Here is a 15,335-nt window from a genome sequence, read left to right on the forward strand (position 1 = left end):
GGGTACCCGCCGATTTCTCTGGCACGAGGAACCCTCCTTGCGAGGAATTCGGGCCGCGTCCTTGGCGGCCGACGGACGTCTGGATTGCAGACCATCTCAGTGTATTTCACTCAGGGTGAACATGCGTCTTAGGCAGCCCTAAATAGCTCGACTTCAAGATACTTCGCGAAAGAACACCGAATCTTGCGGCCGTCGCTATGCTGTCGCCAGCCCCTAGAAAGTGAGTGTTCATTGCAGAAGCTCCTCGTGGCCGCGGTCGCGGTCGTCGCGCTCGTCCTCGGTGCCGCCGTGCCGGCGCTCGCCATCCAGACGCAATCGTGGGAGGAGCGGCGCATCGCGACCGAAGCGTTCGACGCTGCCGCCGAGTCGGCACTCGACGCATCCACTGACGCGGCGACTGCCGCTCAATTGCTCGCGGAGGCCCGCGAGGCCGCCGAGCCGGTGCTCGAGGATGCCCGCGCCGTCGCTGCCTCCGCGCCCGGCTACTTCGCCCCCGCCGTGCTCGACCCCCTGGTCGCCGCCGTCGCCGCGCTCGACGAGGCCCTCGCCGCGGAGGCGCCCGACGGGGCGGCCATGCCGGCGACCGAGCGGCCACAGTCGGTCGAGGAACTCCGCGCGAGCGTCGATCCGCTCCTGGAGTGGGCGGATGCCGAGGGGGAGAGGTCAGCTGCCGTCGCTGCTCTGGCTGCCGAGCTGGCCGAGGCGACCGAGGGGAGCAGCGCCGCGCTGCTCGCGCTCGCGGAGACGGTCGGGGCCGAGGCATCCACGGCGCTCGGCGCCGCGCCGCTCGCGACGCCGGAGTCCCGGTCGGCCGTCGAGGCGGCTCGCGACGCCCTGCTCGCCGCGATCGAGGACGACGAGTCGCTCGCCGAGACAGCCGCGGCCTACGCGAGCGCTGTGGCGGCGCTCCGCGCGTCGCAGCAGGCAGCGGCGGATGCGGCGGCGGAGGCTTCTCGTCAGTCTTCTGGTTCGCCCCGAGGATCTGTCGTCCTCGCCCCGTTGCCCGAGGGGTGGTTCTGCGGCGCGATCGGGTACATCAGCAGCGAGTGCCAGGCGCTCCTGAACCGCTAAACCCCCACCGGCGCGAGCACGCTCTCGTAGTGCCCGATGAGTTCGTCGCACACCGACTCCCACGAGCGGCCGACGACGGCGCGTCGGCCGGCTTCGCCCATGCGCAGCCGCAGCGGCTCGTCGAGCACGAGTCCTTCCACGTAGGCGCGCAGCTGCGCGTCGAAGCGCGGGTCGAAGAGGTAGCCGTCGACGCCGTGATCGATGAGGTCGATCGGCCCGCCGGCGCGCGGCGAGATCACGGGCAGCCCGCTCGCGTGCGCCTCCTGCACGGTCTGGCCGAAGGTCTCCTCCGCCCCGGTATGGGCGAAGACGTCGAACGAGGCGTAGGCGACGGCGAGGTCGCGGCCCGACAGCGCTCCGAGGTAGGAGACGGGCATCCCGCGCAGTGCTTTGCGAACGGACGGCAGGGATGGCCCGTCTCCGACGATCGCGAGTCGGACGCCGGGCATCCCGCGCAGCGCGTCGAAGCGCTCCACTTGCTTCTCGGGGGCGATCCGCCCGACATAGCCGACGATGGTCTCGCCCCCGGGCGCCAGACGCTGGCGGAGCCGGACGACGGCGGGGTCGACCCGGTTGCGCGGGTGATAGGTAGCGAGGTCGACGCCGCGCCCCCAGCGGCCGAGGCGCTCGACGCCCGCGGCCTCGAGATCGGCGAGCGACGCGGTCGACGGCGCGAGGGTGAGGGCGGCTCCCTCGTGCACCCAGCGCACGACGCGCCACGCGAACTTCGTGGCGGCGCCGAGCCGGTTGCGGCGCGCGTACCCGGCGACGTCGGTCTGGAAGATGGCCACCGCGGGGATACCGAGCCTCCTGCCGGCGTCGATCGCCTGCGCGCCGAGCAGGAACGGCGAGGCGGCGTGGATGACGTCGGGCGCGAAGTCGGCGATGAGCTTGGTCACTTGCGGGCTCGGGAGCCCCACCGGGAACTGGCGGTACGCGACGGCGGGCACCTCGTGCACCCGGAACCCCGCGTAGTCCCGCGGCGCGCCCGCGGCCGGGGCGATCACCATCGCCTCGTGCCCGCGCAGCGCCAGATGGTCGAGCACCTTGCGAACGCTCGTGGTGACGCCGTTGGTGGTGGGGAGGAAGGACTCGCTCACGACGACTACCCGCATGGCCCCAGGGTCCGCCGGGCACGTGGACGGCGGGTGAATCGTGCCTGTCGTGTCGGTGACCGATCGTCGTCCAGACCACGGCGGCTCACAGCATCCACGCCCTAGAATCGTCGACCATGAGCCCCACCGGTGCGCCGATCGACGGTTTCTACAGCGTGATCCCGGCGGGGGGCATCGGTTCGCGACTGTGGCCGCTGTCCCGCGCGGACGCGCCGAAGTTCCTCCACGACCTCACAGGATCGGGCCAGACGCTCCTCAAGGACACCTGGGACAGGCTCGCGCCCCTCTCCGGCCCCAGCCGCATCATGGTCGTCACCGGACGCGCCCACCGGGCCGCCGTCGAGGATCAGCTGCCCGACCTCTCCGACCCCAACGTGGTGCTGGAGAGCGAGCCGCGCGACTCGTCCGCCGCGATCGGTCTCGCCGCCGCCATCCTGGTGCGACGGGAGCCCGACGTCATCGTCGGCTCGTTCGCCGCCGACCATGTGATCCGGGATGCCCGCGGCTTCCGCCGCGCCGTGCAGGAGGGTGTGGCCGCCGCCCGAGCCGGGTTCATCGCCACCATCGGCATCACCCCGACAGAGCCCGCGATCGGCTTCGGCTACATCCACTGCGCCGGCCCGATCGCCATCGACGGGGCGCCCAACGCGGTCGCCGCCAACTCCTTCGTGGAGAAGCCCGACCTCGCCACCGCGGAGCGGTATCTGGCCGACGGCGACTATTTGTGGAACGGCGGGATGTTCATCGCCCGCGCCGATGTCTTGCTCCGTCAGATCGGTGAGTCGGACCCCGACCTCCTCGCGGGCATCGAGCGGCTCGCCGACGCGTGGGACACCCCGGCCCGGGGAGCCGTCGTCGACAAGGAGTGGCCGCGGCTGCGGAAGATCGCCATCGACTACACGGTCGCGGAGCCCGCCGCCGCGGCCGGTCGACTCGTCGTGATCCCCGGTGACTTCGAGTGGGACGACGTCGGCGACTTCGCCTCCATCGCGAAGCTGCACGCCGGGGGGCGGAAGTCGGATCTGGCCATCTTGGGGGAGAACGCCCGCGTGCTCGCCGACCGCTCGACCGGAATCGTGATCAGCCAGAGCGATCGAATGATCTCCCTCGTCGGGGTCACCGATATCGTCGTCGTCGATACGCCGGATGCCCTCCTCGTGACCACCACGTCCAACGCGCAGCGCGTGAAATCCGTGGTCGACGCCCTCAAGCTCTCCGGCCGCGACGACGTGCTCTGAGGTCAGGGAATGTCCCGGTCAGCCGGGATATGTGTCGAGCGCGTTTCGGCGCCGTCGCGAGTGTGTAACCTTTCGGCCACGGCCTCCGATTGGCCGTTCCGGCGCTCGTAACTTTAGGTAACGTGTACTCCACTATGTCCCAGCTATCCCGCTGGGCTGCATCTTGGAGGACACCTTGAGCATCATCTCCCGCGGCCGCGTTCTCAGCGGCCTTGCGCTCGTCGGAACGGGCGCACTCGTGCTCGCCGGCTGCGCCGCAGCACCCGAGGAGACCGACGGCGGCGAGGCCGCAGTCGACTTCCTTCCCTGCATGGTCTCCGACGCCGGCGGCTTCGACGACAAGTCGTTCAACCAGCTCGGCTACGAGGGCCTGACGGAGGCCGCCGCCGAGATCGGCGTCGAGCCCATCACCGTCGAGTCCGCCTCCGAGACCGACTACGCGCCCAACATCGAGAGCCTCCTCGGCCAGGGCTGCGACCTCATCGTCACCGTCGGCTTCGCGCTCTCGGCCGCGACCCTCGAGGCCGCCGCCGCGAACCCCGACGTCAACTTCGCCCTCATCGACGACGCGGCGGACGCCGACTTCGACGGCAAGCCCGACTACGACAACGCCAAGCCGATCGTCTTCAACACGGCCGAGGCCGCGTTCCTCGTCGGCTACGCCGCGGCGAGCTACACCAAGACCGGCACGGTCGCGACGTGGGGCGGCATGAACTTCCCGACCGTCACGATCTTCATGGACGGCTTCGCCCAGGGTGTCGCGTACTACAACGAGCAGAAGGGCACCGCGGTGCAGGTGCTCGGCTGGACCGGCGACGGCGAGACCTCGTCGTTCACCGGTGGCTTCGAGGCGAACGACCAGGCGAAGGCCGTGGCGCAGGGCTTCATCGACCAGGGAGCAGACATCCTGCTCCCCGTCGGCGGCCCGATCTACCAGAGCGCCGTCGCGGCCATCGCGGACTCCGGCAAGGACATCGCGCTGCTCGGTGTCGACGCCGACCTGTTCGAGACCGACCCGTCGACCGCTGACATCATCCTTACGTCGATCCTCAAGGGCATCAAGAACGCGACCCACGACGTCGTCGCGGCGGCGGCCGCCGATGATTTCACGAACGAGGCCTACGTGGGCACGCTCGAGAACGAGGGTGTGGGCTACGCGCCGTTCCACAACTTCGAGTCGCTCGTCTCGCCCGACCTGCAGGGTGAGCTCGACGAGATCCAGGCTGGCATCATCGATGGCAGCATCACGGTGACCTCGTACCTCGCGGGCTAGTCACCAGCAGTACTCGGTCGGGGAGGCCAGCTCAGTGCTGGTCTCCCCGACCTTTCTTAACCCACAATGAGAAGCGAGACGCGGCCGACGAAGTCCGCCGATTAGATTGGTTCATATGAAGCTCGAACTTCGCGGGATCACCAAGAGGTTCGGTTCGCTGGTCGCCAACGACCACATTGACCTCACGGTCGAACCGGGCGAGATCCACTGCCTCCTGGGCGAGAACGGCGCAGGAAAGTCCACCCTGATGAACGTGCTCTACGGCCTCTACCAGGCCGACGAGGGCGAGATCCTGCTGAACGACGAGGTCCAGCACTTCTCCGGCCCCGGTGACGCGATGAATGCGGGCATCGGTATGGTGCACCAGCACTTCATGCTGATCCCGGTGTTCACGGTCGCGGAGAACGTCATGCTGGGGCACGAGCAGACGAAGTTCGGCGGCCTCCTCAACCTCGACGACGCCCGCGCGAAGGTGCGCGAGATCTCCGCACGATTCGGCTTCGACGTCGACCCGGATGCTCTCGTGGAGGACCTCCCCGTCGGCGTCCAGCAGCGCGTCGAGATCATCAAGGCGCTCTCGCGCGACGCGAGCGTCCTGGTGTTCGACGAGCCGACCGCCGTGCTCACGCCTCAGGAGACCGACGAGCTCATGGCGATCATGCGCCAGCTCAAGCAGAGCGGCACGTCGATCGTCTTCATCACCCACAAGTTGCGCGAGGTGCGGGAGGTCGCGGACCGCATCACCGTCATCCGACTCGGCAAGGTCGTGGGCGAGGCATCCCCGACCGACACGAACGAAGAGCTCGCGTCCCTCATGGTCGGCCGCGCCGTCGACCTCATGATCGACAAGGGGCCGGCGAAACCGGGCGAGGTCGCGCTCCGCGTCGAGGGACTCTCCGTCATCGACCACCGCAACCAGCTCGTCGTCAACAACGTGAGCTTCGACGTGCGAGAGGGCGAGGTGCTCGCGATCGCCGGAGTCCAGGGCAACGGCCAGACCGAACTCACCGAGGCGATCGTCGGCCTCCAGCCCAAGGTCACCGGGTCGATCAGCCTCGGCGGTCGGTCGCTGCGCGGCTTGAGCGTGCGCCAGACCCTCGACGCGGGCGTCGGCTTCGTTCCCGAGGACCGCAAGATCGACGGCCTCGTCGCGGAGATGACGATCGCCGAGAACCTCATGCTCGACCGCTCGGAGGGCGAGCCCTTCGTCAAGGCGGGTACTCTCCAGCTGAAGTTCCGTTCGGAGTTCGCCGAGGAGAAGGTGCGGGAGTTCGACATCCGCGCCCAAGGCATCGACACCCACGTCGGGCGGCTGTCCGGCGGCAACCAGCAGAAGGTCGTGCTCGCGCGCGAGCTCAGCCGCGAGCTGCGCCTGCTCGTCGCGGCGCAGCCGACGCGCGGCCTCGACGTCGGTTCCATCGAGTTCGTCCACACCCGGATCGTCGAGGCCCGGGATGCGGGGGTGCCGGTCATCGTCGTCTCGACCGAGCTCGACGAGGTCGTCGCGCTCGCCGACCGCATCGCGGTCATGTACCGCGGCGGCATCGTCGGCATCGTGCCCGGCGATACCCCGCGCGAAGTGCTCGGCCTCATGATGGCCGGCGAGCACCCCGACACGGCAGGAGAAGCGGCATGACCGACCCGAAGGTCACCCAGAGCGAGCCGGCCCCCGGCTCGACCGACACCCAGCTCGAGCCGGGCCAGGCCCGCAACGAGGTCGCCCCGCCGTCGCGGTCCCAGCAGGTGCTCCGCGACATCCTCGGCGGCAGTGCGATGATCTCGGTGCTCGCGGTCGTGCTCGCCCTCCTCGCAGGCGGCATCCTCATCGCCCTCACCGACAAAGACGTGCAGGCGGCAGCCGGATACTTCTTCTCCCGCCCGGCCGACACCTTCCGCGCGATCTGGGACGCCGTCGCCGGTGCCTACGTCGCCCTGTTCCAGGGGTCGATCTACAACTTCCGCGCGGACGATTTCGTGCGGGGCATCCGGCCGCTCACGGAGACGCTCAAGTTCGCCACCCCGCTCATCACGGCGGGTCTCGGCGTCGCGCTCGCGTTCCGCGTCGGGCTGTTCAACATCGGTGGCCGCGGGCAGATGCTCGTCGCCGCCGGTGCGGCCGGCTACATCGGCTTCGCCGTGCCGCTGCCGCCGGGCATCCATCTCGTCGTCGCGGTGCTGGTCGGGATGCTCGCCGGCGCGATCTGGGGCGGAATCGTGGGGCTCCTCAAGGCCCGCACCGGTGCGCACGAGGTCATCGTGACCATCATGCTCAACTACGTCGCCTTCTACCTGATCTCCTACCTGCTGACGCAGCAGTGGGCGCTGCAGGCACCGGGATCGACGAACCCGAAGTCGGCCGCGATGCTGCCCACCGCGGTGTTCCCGAAGATCCTCGGCGAGCAGTTCAACCTGCACCTCGGCTTCATCGTCGCCATCGCCGCGACGATCTGGTTCTGGTACTTCATCAACCGGTCGAGCATGGGCTTCCGTTTCAGGGCGGTGGGGGAGAACCCGAACGCCGCACAGGTCGCCGGCATCAAGGTGAAGAGCGTCTATGTCTGGGCGATGGTGTTCTCCGGTGCACTCGTCGGCCTCGCGGGCGTCAACCAGGTGCTCGGCACCGTGACGTCAGGGTTCACCGCGACCATCGATGCGTCGATCGGATTCGACGCCATCACGGTCGCGCTGCTCGGCCGCTCGCGACCCGTCGGCGTCTTCGTCGCGGGAGTGCTGTTCGGCGCCCTCAAGGCCGGCGGTTACTCCATGCAGGCGGCGCAGGGCGTGCCGATCGACATCGTCCTCGTCGTGCAGTCGCTCATCGTGCTGTTCATCGCCGCGCCGCCGCTCGTGCGGGCGATCTTCCGACTGCCCGTTCCCGGCACCGCGCCGAAATCCCGTACCCGCAAGCTGGAGGTCGCCAAGTGAGCGTCGCAACTGGCTCCGTGACCCCGTCCTCGGCTCCCATCGAGCTCGAGAAGGCTGTCGTCCGCAACTGGAAGCCGCCGATCGGCCTCGGTATCTTCGCCCTCATCGGCATCCTCCTGTTCGTTGTGTTCGCCCGGCCCGGCGCAACCTCGTTCCGCTTCTCCACGGACGGCGACCAGATCCAGATCCCCATCTGGGTCGTCGACGCCGGTGCGGTCTACATCGTCGTCACGATCCTGCTGATCGCGATCGCCGCCGTCTCCGCGTTCCTCGCCTACCGCGCGCGGCGCACGCCGATCTGGCTCATCGCGGTGTTCGCGGCGCTGTTCATGTTCGGGTTCCTCACGTGGGCGGCGGCCGGGGCATCCCTGCCGGTGCAGATCGCGAGCCTGCTCGTCGGCGCGGTCAGCCTGTCCGTCCCGCTCGTGTTCGGCGCCCTCGGCGGCGTCATCTCCGAGCGCGTCGGCGTCGTGAACGTCGCCATCGAGGGGCAGTTGCTCGCGGGCGCGTTCGTCTCGGCGCTCGTGGCGTCCGCGACGGGAATGCAGTTCCTCGGACTGCTCGCCGCCATGGTGGCGGGAGTGCTCGTCTCGTTCGTGCTCGCCGCGTTCTCGATCAAGTACTTCGTCGACCAGGTCATCGTCGGCGTCGTGCTCAACGTGCTCGTCGTGGGACTCACGAGCTTCCTCTTCTCGACCCTCCTCGCGCCGAACGCCGCACTGCTGAACAGCCCGCCGCGGTTCGACCGCATCGAGATCCCGCTGCTGAGCCAGATCCCCATCATCGGTCCGGTGTTCTTCCGGCAGACGATCATCGTGTACCTCGTCTACATCGCGGTCTTCGTGGTGTGGTTCGCGCTCTTCAAGACCCGGTGGGGCCTGCGCCTGCGCTCCGTGGGGGAGCACCCGCAGGCGGCAGACACCGTGGGCATCAACGTCGCGCGCACTCGCTTCTGGAACGTCTCCCTCGCGGGGGCGATCGCCGGTCTGGGTGGCGCGTACTACACGCTCGGCTCGGTGGGGGCCTTCAACAAGGAGATGACGGCGGGGGCGGGCTTCATCGCGCTCGCGGCGGTCATCTTCGGTCGCTGGGACCCCATCCGCGCGACCCTCGCAGCGCTCCTCTTCGGGTTCGCGCTCAACCTGCAGTACGCGCTCTCCGTCATCGGCTCGCCGGTGCCGAGCGAGTTCATGCTCATGGTTCCCTACCTCGTGACGATCTTCGCCGTCGCGGGTCTCGTCGGATACGTGCGCGGCCCGGCTGCCGCGGGAAAGCCCTACGTGAAGTCATGACGTCGCCGTACACTCCGCAGTCCGACGCCGACTGGGATGCCCTCCGCGGCGTCGCCAAGGAAGCCCTCGCCCACGCCTACGTGCCGTACTCGAACTTCCCGGTCGGTGTCGCCGCGATCGTGGACGACGGTCGTGTCATCTCCGGCGCCAACGTCGAGAACGCCTCGTACGGGCTCACCCTGTGCGCGGAGTGCGCGCTCGTGTCATCCCTGCACATGACCGGCGGCGGCAAGCTCGTGGCGTTCACGTGCGTCGACGGGCACGGCAATGCCCTCATGCCATGCGGGCGCTGCCGCCAGCTGCTCTTCGAGCACTCGGCGGAGGGAATGCTCCTCGAGACGGTCTCCGGCATCAAGACGATCGACGAGGTCATCCCCGACGCGTTCGGTCCGCGCACCCTCGCCGCCTACCGAGCCGCGGACTGATGGCCGTCGAACCCTTCGACGTCGTCGACCTCATCCGCACCAAGCGCGACAAGGGGACGCTGTCGACGGAGCAGCTGTCGTGGCTCGTCGACGCCTACACTCGCGGCTACGTCGCGGACGAGCAGATGTCCGCGATGACGATGGCGATCTTCCTCAACGGGATGACGCGCGACGAGATCCGCGACCTCACGCTCGCGATGATCGCCTCGGGCGAGACGCTCTCGTTCGAGGGGCTCGGCAAGCCGACGAGCGACAAGCACTCCACCGGGGGCGTGGGCGACAAGATCACCCTTCCGCTCGCCCCGCTCGTGGCCTCCTTCGGCGTAGCGGTGCCGCAGCTCTCGGGTCGCGGACTCGGTCACACCGGCGGCACGCTCGACAAGCTGGAGAGCATCCCCGGCTGGCGGGCGAAGCTGTCGAATGACGAGTTCTACGCGCAGTTGCGCGACGTCGGCGCCGTGGTGTGCGCGGCGGGAGCGGGCCTCGCCCCGGCCGACGGCAAGCTCTACGCGCTACGCGACATCACCGGGACCGTGGAGGCGATCCCGCTCATCGCCTCGTCGATCATGTCCAAGAAGATCGCCGAGGGCACGGCCGCGCTCGTGCTCGACGTCAAGTTCGGCTCTGGCGCGTTCATGCAGGACCCGGCGCGCAGCAAGGAGCTCGCCGAGACGATGGTGCAGCTCGGCAAGGACGCCGGCGTGAAGACGGTTGCGCTCCTCACCAACATGAACGTGCCGCTCGGGCTCGCGATCGGCAACGCCAACGAAGTCCGCGAATCGGTGGAGGTGCTCGCCGGCGGCGGCCCGGCCGATGTCGTCGAGCTCACGCTGTCCCTCGCGCGGGAGATGCTCGCGCTCGCCGGGCAGCCCGACGCCGACGTCGAGGGCGCGCTCGCGAACGGTCAGGCGATGGACACGTGGCGCCGGATGATTGAGGCGCAGGACGGCGACCCGGATGCCCCGCTCCCGACCGCGAAGGAGTCGCACACGGTAGTCGCGGAGGCGGACGGCATCCTCGCCACTCAGGAGGCACTGCCCTTCGGTATTGCGGCCTGGCGGCTGGGAGCCGGCCGCGCGCGCAAGGAGGACCCGGTGCACCACGCCGCGGGAATCGACCTGCACGCCAAACCGGGCGACGCGGTGACCCAGGGCCAGCCCCTCTTCACGATGCACACCGACGAGCCGGCTCGCTTCGAGCGCGCCTTGGAGGCGCTCGACGGCGCCTACTCGATCGGCGCGTCAGCCCACGACTACGGTCCCCTCATCGCGGGTCGTGTGGACTGAGCTAGCTCAGGGCTCCACCGCGCCGATGCGCTCCAGAGCGTCGACCACGAGGCCCCAGAACTTGGCGTGGTCGAGGTTTCGGGCGACCTGGGTGGTGCAATCATCCGGAGCGGGGGCCCGGAAGTCGGCGACGGTCATCCCGAGTGTCAACGTGCCCGAGAGCTCGACGTCGAGCGGCACCCTCACCGTCTCCATCACCGAGTCGTCGATGACGTAGGCGACGGCGCACGGGTCGTGGACGGGCGGATGCTCGAACCCCTGCTGATCCTTGTAGGTCTCGCCGAAGAACTCGAGGAGCTCGCCGACGAACCGGGCGGGCGCCGTGCCCACGGCAGCGATCGAGGCGGCGACCTCCGGCGTTGCGAGCGCCTCGTGGGTGAGGTCGAGCCCGACCATCGTGAGCGGCCAGGCCTCGTTGAAGACGATGTGAGCGGCCTCCGGATCGATGACGATGTTGAACTCGCTCGTCGCCGACCAGTTGCCGACATTGACCCCGCCGCCCATCAGCACGACCTCGCGCACCCGGGAGGCGATGCGCGGCTCCTTGCGCACGGCGAGAGCGATGTTCGTGAGCGCGCCGGTCGGCACGAGGGTGATCTCGCCGGGCTCAGACGCCATGACGGTGTCGATGATGAAGTCGACGGCGTGCCGCGCGTCGAGTTCGAGGGTCGGCTCGGGCAGCGCGGGCCCGTCGAGTCCCGATTCGCCGTGGATGGACTCGGCCACCTCGACCTGCCGTACGAGCGGGCGGTGGGCGCCCCGGGCGAAGGGCACGCCCGTGATGCCGGCGACTCGCGCGACGGCGAGCGCGTTGCGCGTGACCTTCTCGATCGTCTGGTTGCCCATCACCGTCGTCACGCCCACGAGGTCGATCTCCGGGTTTCCCCAGGCGAGCAGCATCGCGATGGCGTCGTCGTGTCCGGGGTCGCAGTCGAGGATGATCTTTCGAGCCATGAGGCGAGTGTAGTGCATCCCTGCATATATGAAATCAGGATTCGTATGTGTAGAGTGCTGCCATGTCAGACCTCGTCTCCCGCGGAGCCGCTCGCGTCGAATGGATCCGCTCTCGAATGCCCCTGCTCGCCCGAACCCGGGCCGAGTTCGCGGCATCCCGCCCGTTCGCGGGCCACCGCATCGGCATGTCGCTGCACCTCGAGCCGAAGACCGCAGTGCTGCTCGAGACCCTCGCCGCGGGGGGCGCCGACATCGTCGCGACCGGCAACCACGGCTCCACCCAGGACGACATCGTCGCGTTTCTGCGCAGCCAGGGCATGGAGGTGCACGGAACCCGGGATGACTCGCTCGACCAGCACCACGCGAACGTGGCCGCGGTGGCCGCGGCGCGACCCGACATCCTCCTCGACAACGGTGCGGACCTCGCCGCGCTCGCCGCAGCGGATCCGTGGCCCATCGTCGGCGGCACCGAGGAGACGACCTCCGGAGGCCTGCGTCTCCGCGACGAGCTCGAGGGGCGCATCCCGTTCCCGGTCATCGTCATCAACGACTCGCGGCTCAAGGCGATCGGCGAGAACCGGCACGCGGTCGGCCAGTCCGTCGTCGAGAGCTTCATGCGCATCACGAATCTGATGATCCCGGGTCGTCGCTTCGTGGTGGCGGGCTACGGCTGGTGCGGCAGCGGCGTTGCCCACTACTTGCGGGCGCTCGGCGGCAAGGTCGCCGTCGTCGAGGTGGACGAGCTCAAGGCGTTCGAGGCGGCGATGGACGGCTTCCGGGTCGGCAGCCTCGACGACCTCGCCGAGTGGGGCGAGGTGTTCATCACCGCTACCGGTCACCCCGGCGTCCTCACTGAGGCGTTCTTCCGGAGGGTCGCCGATGGCGCGGTGCTCGCGAACTGCGGACACTTCCCCTGGGAGATCGACGTCGCCGCCCTCCGCGCCTACTCCTCGGGAGCCACGCAGCTGGATGACGCGATCGAGCGCATCGACCTGCCGGACGGCCGCCACGTGATCCTCATCGCCGACGGGCGCATGTTCAACCTCGCCGGCCGCGAGCCCAAGGGCAACTCCCTCGAGTCGATGGATCTCGGCTTCCTCCTCCAGTCGCTCTCGCTCGAGCGGGTCGCCACGGATCCGGGCAGCCTCGTTCCGGGCGCCCAGCCCGTGCCCGACGACATCGACCGCGAGATCGCCCGCCGGATGCTCGCCGCGATGGCCGCGCACCGCTGATGGCCGAGGCCGCCGCACCCAACCAGCCCGAGTACTCCGCCCCCGCCCTCGACAAGGGCCTCGACATCCTGGAGTTGCTCGCCGACCAGCCGGGCGGGCTCAGCCAGTCGGAGATCGCCGAGGCGGTGGGTCGCAGCGTCGGCCAGATCTTCCGAGTGCTCGCTACCCTCGAGCGCCGCGGCTACGTGGCGCGGGATCGGCAGTCGGGACTGTACTCGTTCTCGATGAAGCTCTTCGACCTCGCCCACCGGCACCCACCGCTGCGCGGGCTGATCGCAGTGGCGACGGCGCCGATGCGCGACCTCGCTGAGCGCGTCCGCCAGTCGTGCAACCTGAGCGTGCTCGACGCCGGTCGAGTGCGTGTCATCGCGCAGGTGGAGAGCCCGGCGGACTTCGGCTACCGGGTGCGCGTCGGCGCCCTCTTCGACGTCGAGTCGACGGCGACTGGCGCAGTGCTCACCTCGGGCGAGGCGGTGGTGCGGCCCGACGCCCTGCAGCCCGGGATCACCGATGTCGTGGTGCCGGTGCGCGATGCATCCGGCACCGTCGCCGCGCTGACCGTGCCCTACGTCGCGACCACCTTCAGCGCCACCCCGGAGGGCGACGTGGTCGCCGCCGCCACCGCGACCGCCTCAGCGATCTCCCGACTTCTCCGGGGCGAACCCCGGTAGATTGGAGCCATGAACGCGGCTGCCGACGAGTACCTGATGCCGGGGGGCGGAGCGAGCATCACCGCCCTGCCCAAGGTGTCCCTGCACGACCACCTCGACGGCGGCTTGCGGCCGCAGACGATCATCGAGCTCGGCGAGGAGATCGGCCTCGAGCTGCCCGCGACGGATGCTCCGGCGCTCGCCGAGTGGTTCGCCGAGAAGAGCGACTCCGGGTCGCTCGTCGAGTACCTCAAGACGTTCGACATCACGACCGCGGTCATGCAGACTCAGCACGGTCTCGCCCGCGTGGCCCGCGAGTTCGTCCAGGACCTCGCCGCCGACGGAGTGATCTACGGCGAGATCCGCTGGGCGCCCGAGCAGCACGTCGCGCGCGGTCTCACCCTCGACCAGACCGTCGAGGCGGTGCAGGAGGGGCTGGATCAGGGCGTCGAGGATGCCCGTGCCGCCGGCCACAGCATCCGCGTCGGCCAGCTCGTCAGCGCTATGCGCCACGCCGACCGCGGCCTCGAGATCGCGGAGCTCGCGTCCCGCCACTACGGTCGCGGCGTGGTCGGCTTCGACATCGCCGGGGCGGAGGCGGGGTTCCCCGCCGGAAACCTGCGCGACGCGTTCGACTTCCTCGCGCAGCACTACATCCCCGCGACCGTGCACGCCGGTGAGGCCGACGGGCTCGACAGCATCCGGGGAGCCCTTTTCGACGGCCGCGCGCTTCGGCTCGGACACGGGGTGCGTCTCGCCGAGGACGTGCACACCGCTCGCGAGGACGACGAGAACACGTACGTCACCCTCGGCCCCCTCGCGCAGTGGGTCAAGGATCGCGAGATCGCCCTCGAGCTCTCGCCGTCGTCGAACCTGCAGACGGGCGCCATCGAGCAGTGGGGCGACGACCTCGTCGACCACCCCTTCGACCTGCTGTACCAGCTCGGGTTCCGCGTGACGGTCAACACCGACAACCGACTCATGAGCGCGACCTCGCTGAGTCGCGAGCTGTTCCTGCTCGCCGAGACGTTCGGCTACGACCTCACCGACCTCGCCGTCTTCCAGCTCAATGCGGCCGCGTCGACCTTCCTGCCGCTCGAGGACCGCGAGGAGCTCGCCGATCGCATCGCCACGGGCTTCGACGAGGCCTGAGCATGAGCCTGCCCCCGCTCCCGGAGAGCGCGATCGTCATCGGCGCCACCGCCGACGACTGGCGCTCCGCAGTGACCCTCGCGGCTGAGGCCCTCGCCGCGAGCGGCGCGGCGAAGCCCGAGTACGCGCGCGAGATGATCCGGATGATCGAGGAGCACGGCCCGTACGTCGTCATCGCTCCGGGCCTCGCGCTCGCCCACGCGCGCCCCGGGCCGACTGTGCTGCAGGATGGGCTGTCGATCGTCACCCTGCGGGAGCCGGTGCGGTTCGGGCATCCCTACAACGACCCCGTGTCGGTGATCCTGGGTCTGGCGATCGCGACCCCGGATGCCCACCTCGCGGCGGTCGCGGCCGTCGCCAACGTCTTCAACGACTCCTCGGCGATCGCCGATCTGGCGGCGGCGACCACCGTCGACGAGGTGCAGCGGATCATGGGCACCGCGTGAAGATCGTGACGATCTGCGGTGCCGGTATCGGCAGCTCGGGCATCCTCAAAGTCAACGCGGAGCGGGTGCTGCGCAAGCTCGACATCCCGGCGACCGTCGTCGCGGCCGACATCTCCTCGGTCGCGGAGGCGGCGGCGGACGCGCAGGTCATCCTCACGTCGATCGAATTCGTCGACGCGATCGGAAAGACCTTCGCCGACGTCATCGTCATCGACAATTACTTCGACACCGCGGAGCTCACCGAGAAGCTCGACGCCGCGCTGGGGTAGCGAGCGA

Annotated in this window: 15 protein-coding genes; 13 read left to right on the forward strand and 2 right to left on the reverse strand. The window is 69.4% G+C overall.

Annotation, left to right across the window (positions count from 1 at the left end):
• Nucleotides 1–231: 231 nt before the first annotated feature.
• Nucleotides 232–1,071: a hypothetical protein gene (locus Q5716_RS02420; protein ID WP_305001491.1), complete on the forward strand. Its 840-nt coding sequence runs from the start codon at nt 232–234 to the stop codon at nt 1,069–1,071.
• Here the strand turns inward: Q5716_RS02420 and Q5716_RS02425 are convergent.
• Entirely contained in the window at nt 1,068–2,186 is a 1,119-nt protein-coding gene (locus Q5716_RS02425) for a glycosyltransferase family 4 protein (RefSeq protein WP_305001492.1), read from the reverse strand. The genes Q5716_RS02420 and Q5716_RS02425 overlap by 4 nt on opposite strands.
• 116 nt (nt 2,187–2,302) lie before the next feature.
• Between Q5716_RS02425 and Q5716_RS02430 the strand changes: the two genes are divergently transcribed.
• The 7 genes from Q5716_RS02430 to Q5716_RS02460 all read left to right on the forward strand — a co-directional run bounded on the left by Q5716_RS02430 (nt 2,303) and on the right by Q5716_RS02460 (nt 10,625).
• A complete protein-coding gene (locus tag Q5716_RS02430; RefSeq protein ID WP_305001493.1) occupies nt 2,303–3,424 on the forward strand; it encodes a mannose-1-phosphate guanylyltransferase in 1,122 nt (373 codons plus the stop codon).
• 175 nt (nt 3,425–3,599) lie between these two features.
• The gene (locus Q5716_RS02435; protein WP_305001494.1) at nt 3,600–4,697 is read left to right on the forward strand and encodes a BMP family lipoprotein; all 1,098 of its coding nucleotides are present in this window, start codon (nt 3,600–3,602) and stop codon (nt 4,695–4,697) included.
• 115 nt (nt 4,698–4,812) lie between these two features.
• Nucleotides 4,813–6,333 (forward strand): ABC transporter ATP-binding protein, encoded by a 1,521-nt coding sequence (locus Q5716_RS02440; RefSeq protein ID WP_305001495.1) that lies wholly within the window; start codon nt 4,813–4,815, stop codon nt 6,331–6,333.
• Nucleotides 6,330–7,622, forward strand: coding sequence for an ABC transporter permease (locus Q5716_RS02445; RefSeq protein WP_305001496.1), 1,293 nt, complete (start codon nt 6,330–6,332; stop codon nt 7,620–7,622). Before Q5716_RS02440 ends, Q5716_RS02445 begins: the two co-directional genes overlap by 4 nt.
• On the forward strand, nt 7,619–8,914 hold the full coding sequence (locus Q5716_RS02450; RefSeq protein ID WP_434056576.1) for an ABC transporter permease subunit: 1,296 nt from the start codon (nt 7,619–7,621) through the stop codon (nt 8,912–8,914). The genes Q5716_RS02445 and Q5716_RS02450 overlap by 4 nt, the downstream gene beginning before the upstream one ends.
• Nucleotides 8,911–9,339, forward strand: coding sequence for a cytidine deaminase (locus Q5716_RS02455; RefSeq protein WP_305001497.1), 429 nt, complete (start codon nt 8,911–8,913; stop codon nt 9,337–9,339). Before Q5716_RS02450 ends, Q5716_RS02455 begins: the two co-directional genes overlap by 4 nt.
• Nucleotides 9,339–10,625: a thymidine phosphorylase gene (locus Q5716_RS02460; RefSeq protein WP_305001498.1), complete on the forward strand. Its 1,287-nt coding sequence runs from the start codon at nt 9,339–9,341 to the stop codon at nt 10,623–10,625. The genes Q5716_RS02455 and Q5716_RS02460 overlap by 1 nt, the downstream gene beginning before the upstream one ends.
• A 6-nt stretch (nt 10,626–10,631) precedes the next feature.
• Here the strand turns inward: Q5716_RS02460 and uriH are convergent, their stop codons facing one another.
• Nucleotides 10,632–11,579 carry a uridine-preferring nucleoside hydrolase UriH gene (gene uriH, locus Q5716_RS02465; RefSeq protein WP_305001499.1) on the reverse strand — a complete coding sequence of 316 codons (948 nt, stop codon included), beginning with the start codon at nt 11,577–11,579 and terminating at the stop codon, nt 10,632–10,634.
• Nucleotides 11,580–11,641: 62 nt separating this feature from the next.
• Here uriH and Q5716_RS02470 point away from each other — a divergent pair, with 62 nt between their 5' ends.
• The 5 genes from Q5716_RS02470 to Q5716_RS02490 are packed head-to-tail and all read left to right on the forward strand — an operon-like array spanning nt 11,642 to nt 15,328.
• Nucleotides 11,642–12,811, forward strand: a complete 1,170-nt coding sequence (locus tag Q5716_RS02470; RefSeq protein WP_305001500.1) for an adenosylhomocysteinase — start codon at nt 11,642–11,644, stop codon at nt 12,809–12,811.
• Nucleotides 12,811–13,482, forward strand: coding sequence for an IclR family transcriptional regulator (locus Q5716_RS02475; RefSeq protein ID WP_305001501.1), 672 nt, complete (start codon nt 12,811–12,813; stop codon nt 13,480–13,482). The genes Q5716_RS02470 and Q5716_RS02475 overlap by 1 nt, the downstream gene beginning before the upstream one ends.
• A 9-nt stretch (nt 13,483–13,491) precedes the next feature.
• A complete protein-coding gene (locus Q5716_RS02480) occupies nt 13,492–14,613 on the forward strand; it encodes an adenosine deaminase (protein WP_305001502.1) in 1,122 nt (373 codons plus the stop codon).
• 2 nt (nt 14,614–14,615) lie between these two features.
• Nucleotides 14,616–15,059, forward strand: coding sequence for a PTS sugar transporter subunit IIA (locus Q5716_RS02485; protein WP_305001503.1), 444 nt, complete (start codon nt 14,616–14,618; stop codon nt 15,057–15,059).
• The gene (locus Q5716_RS02490; RefSeq protein ID WP_305001504.1) at nt 15,056–15,328 is read left to right on the forward strand and encodes a PTS sugar transporter subunit IIB; all 273 of its coding nucleotides are present in this window, start codon (nt 15,056–15,058) and stop codon (nt 15,326–15,328) included. Before Q5716_RS02485 ends, Q5716_RS02490 begins: the two co-directional genes overlap by 4 nt.
• Nucleotides 15,329–15,335: the final 7 nt, after the last annotated feature.

Source organism: Antiquaquibacter soli, from assembly GCF_030580675.1.
Taxonomy (GTDB): Bacteria; Actinomycetota; Actinomycetes; order Actinomycetales; family Microbacteriaceae; genus Rhodoglobus; species Rhodoglobus soli.

Coding starts and splice junctions, on each gene's coding strand:
- Q5716_RS02430 (WP_305001493.1), top strand. CDS start 2,303: ATGAGCCCCACCGGTGCGCCGATCGACGGTTTCTACAGCGTGATCCCG.
- Q5716_RS02440 (WP_305001495.1), top strand. CDS start 4,813: ATGAAGCTCGAACTTCGCGGGATCACCAAGAGGTTCGGTTCGCTGGTC.
- Q5716_RS02480 (WP_305001502.1), top strand. CDS start 13,492: ATGAACGCGGCTGCCGACGAGTACCTGATGCCGGGGGGCGGAGCGAGC.
- Q5716_RS02425 (WP_305001492.1), bottom strand. CDS start 2,186: ATGCGGGTAGTCGTCGTGAGCGAGTCCTTCCTCCCCACCACCAACGGC.
- Q5716_RS02445 (WP_305001496.1), top strand. CDS start 6,330: ATGACCGACCCGAAGGTCACCCAGAGCGAGCCGGCCCCCGGCTCGACC.
- Q5716_RS02485 (WP_305001503.1), top strand. CDS start 14,616: ATGAGCCTGCCCCCGCTCCCGGAGAGCGCGATCGTCATCGGCGCCACC.
- uriH (WP_305001499.1), bottom strand. CDS start 11,579: ATGGCTCGAAAGATCATCCTCGACTGCGACCCCGGACACGACGACGCC.
- Q5716_RS02460 (WP_305001498.1), top strand. CDS start 9,339: ATGGCCGTCGAACCCTTCGACGTCGTCGACCTCATCCGCACCAAGCGC.
- Q5716_RS02475 (WP_305001501.1), top strand. CDS start 12,811: ATGGCCGAGGCCGCCGCACCCAACCAGCCCGAGTACTCCGCCCCCGCC.
- Q5716_RS02470 (WP_305001500.1), top strand. CDS start 11,642: ATGTCAGACCTCGTCTCCCGCGGAGCCGCTCGCGTCGAATGGATCCGC.
- Q5716_RS02455 (WP_305001497.1), top strand. CDS start 8,911: ATGACGTCGCCGTACACTCCGCAGTCCGACGCCGACTGGGATGCCCTC.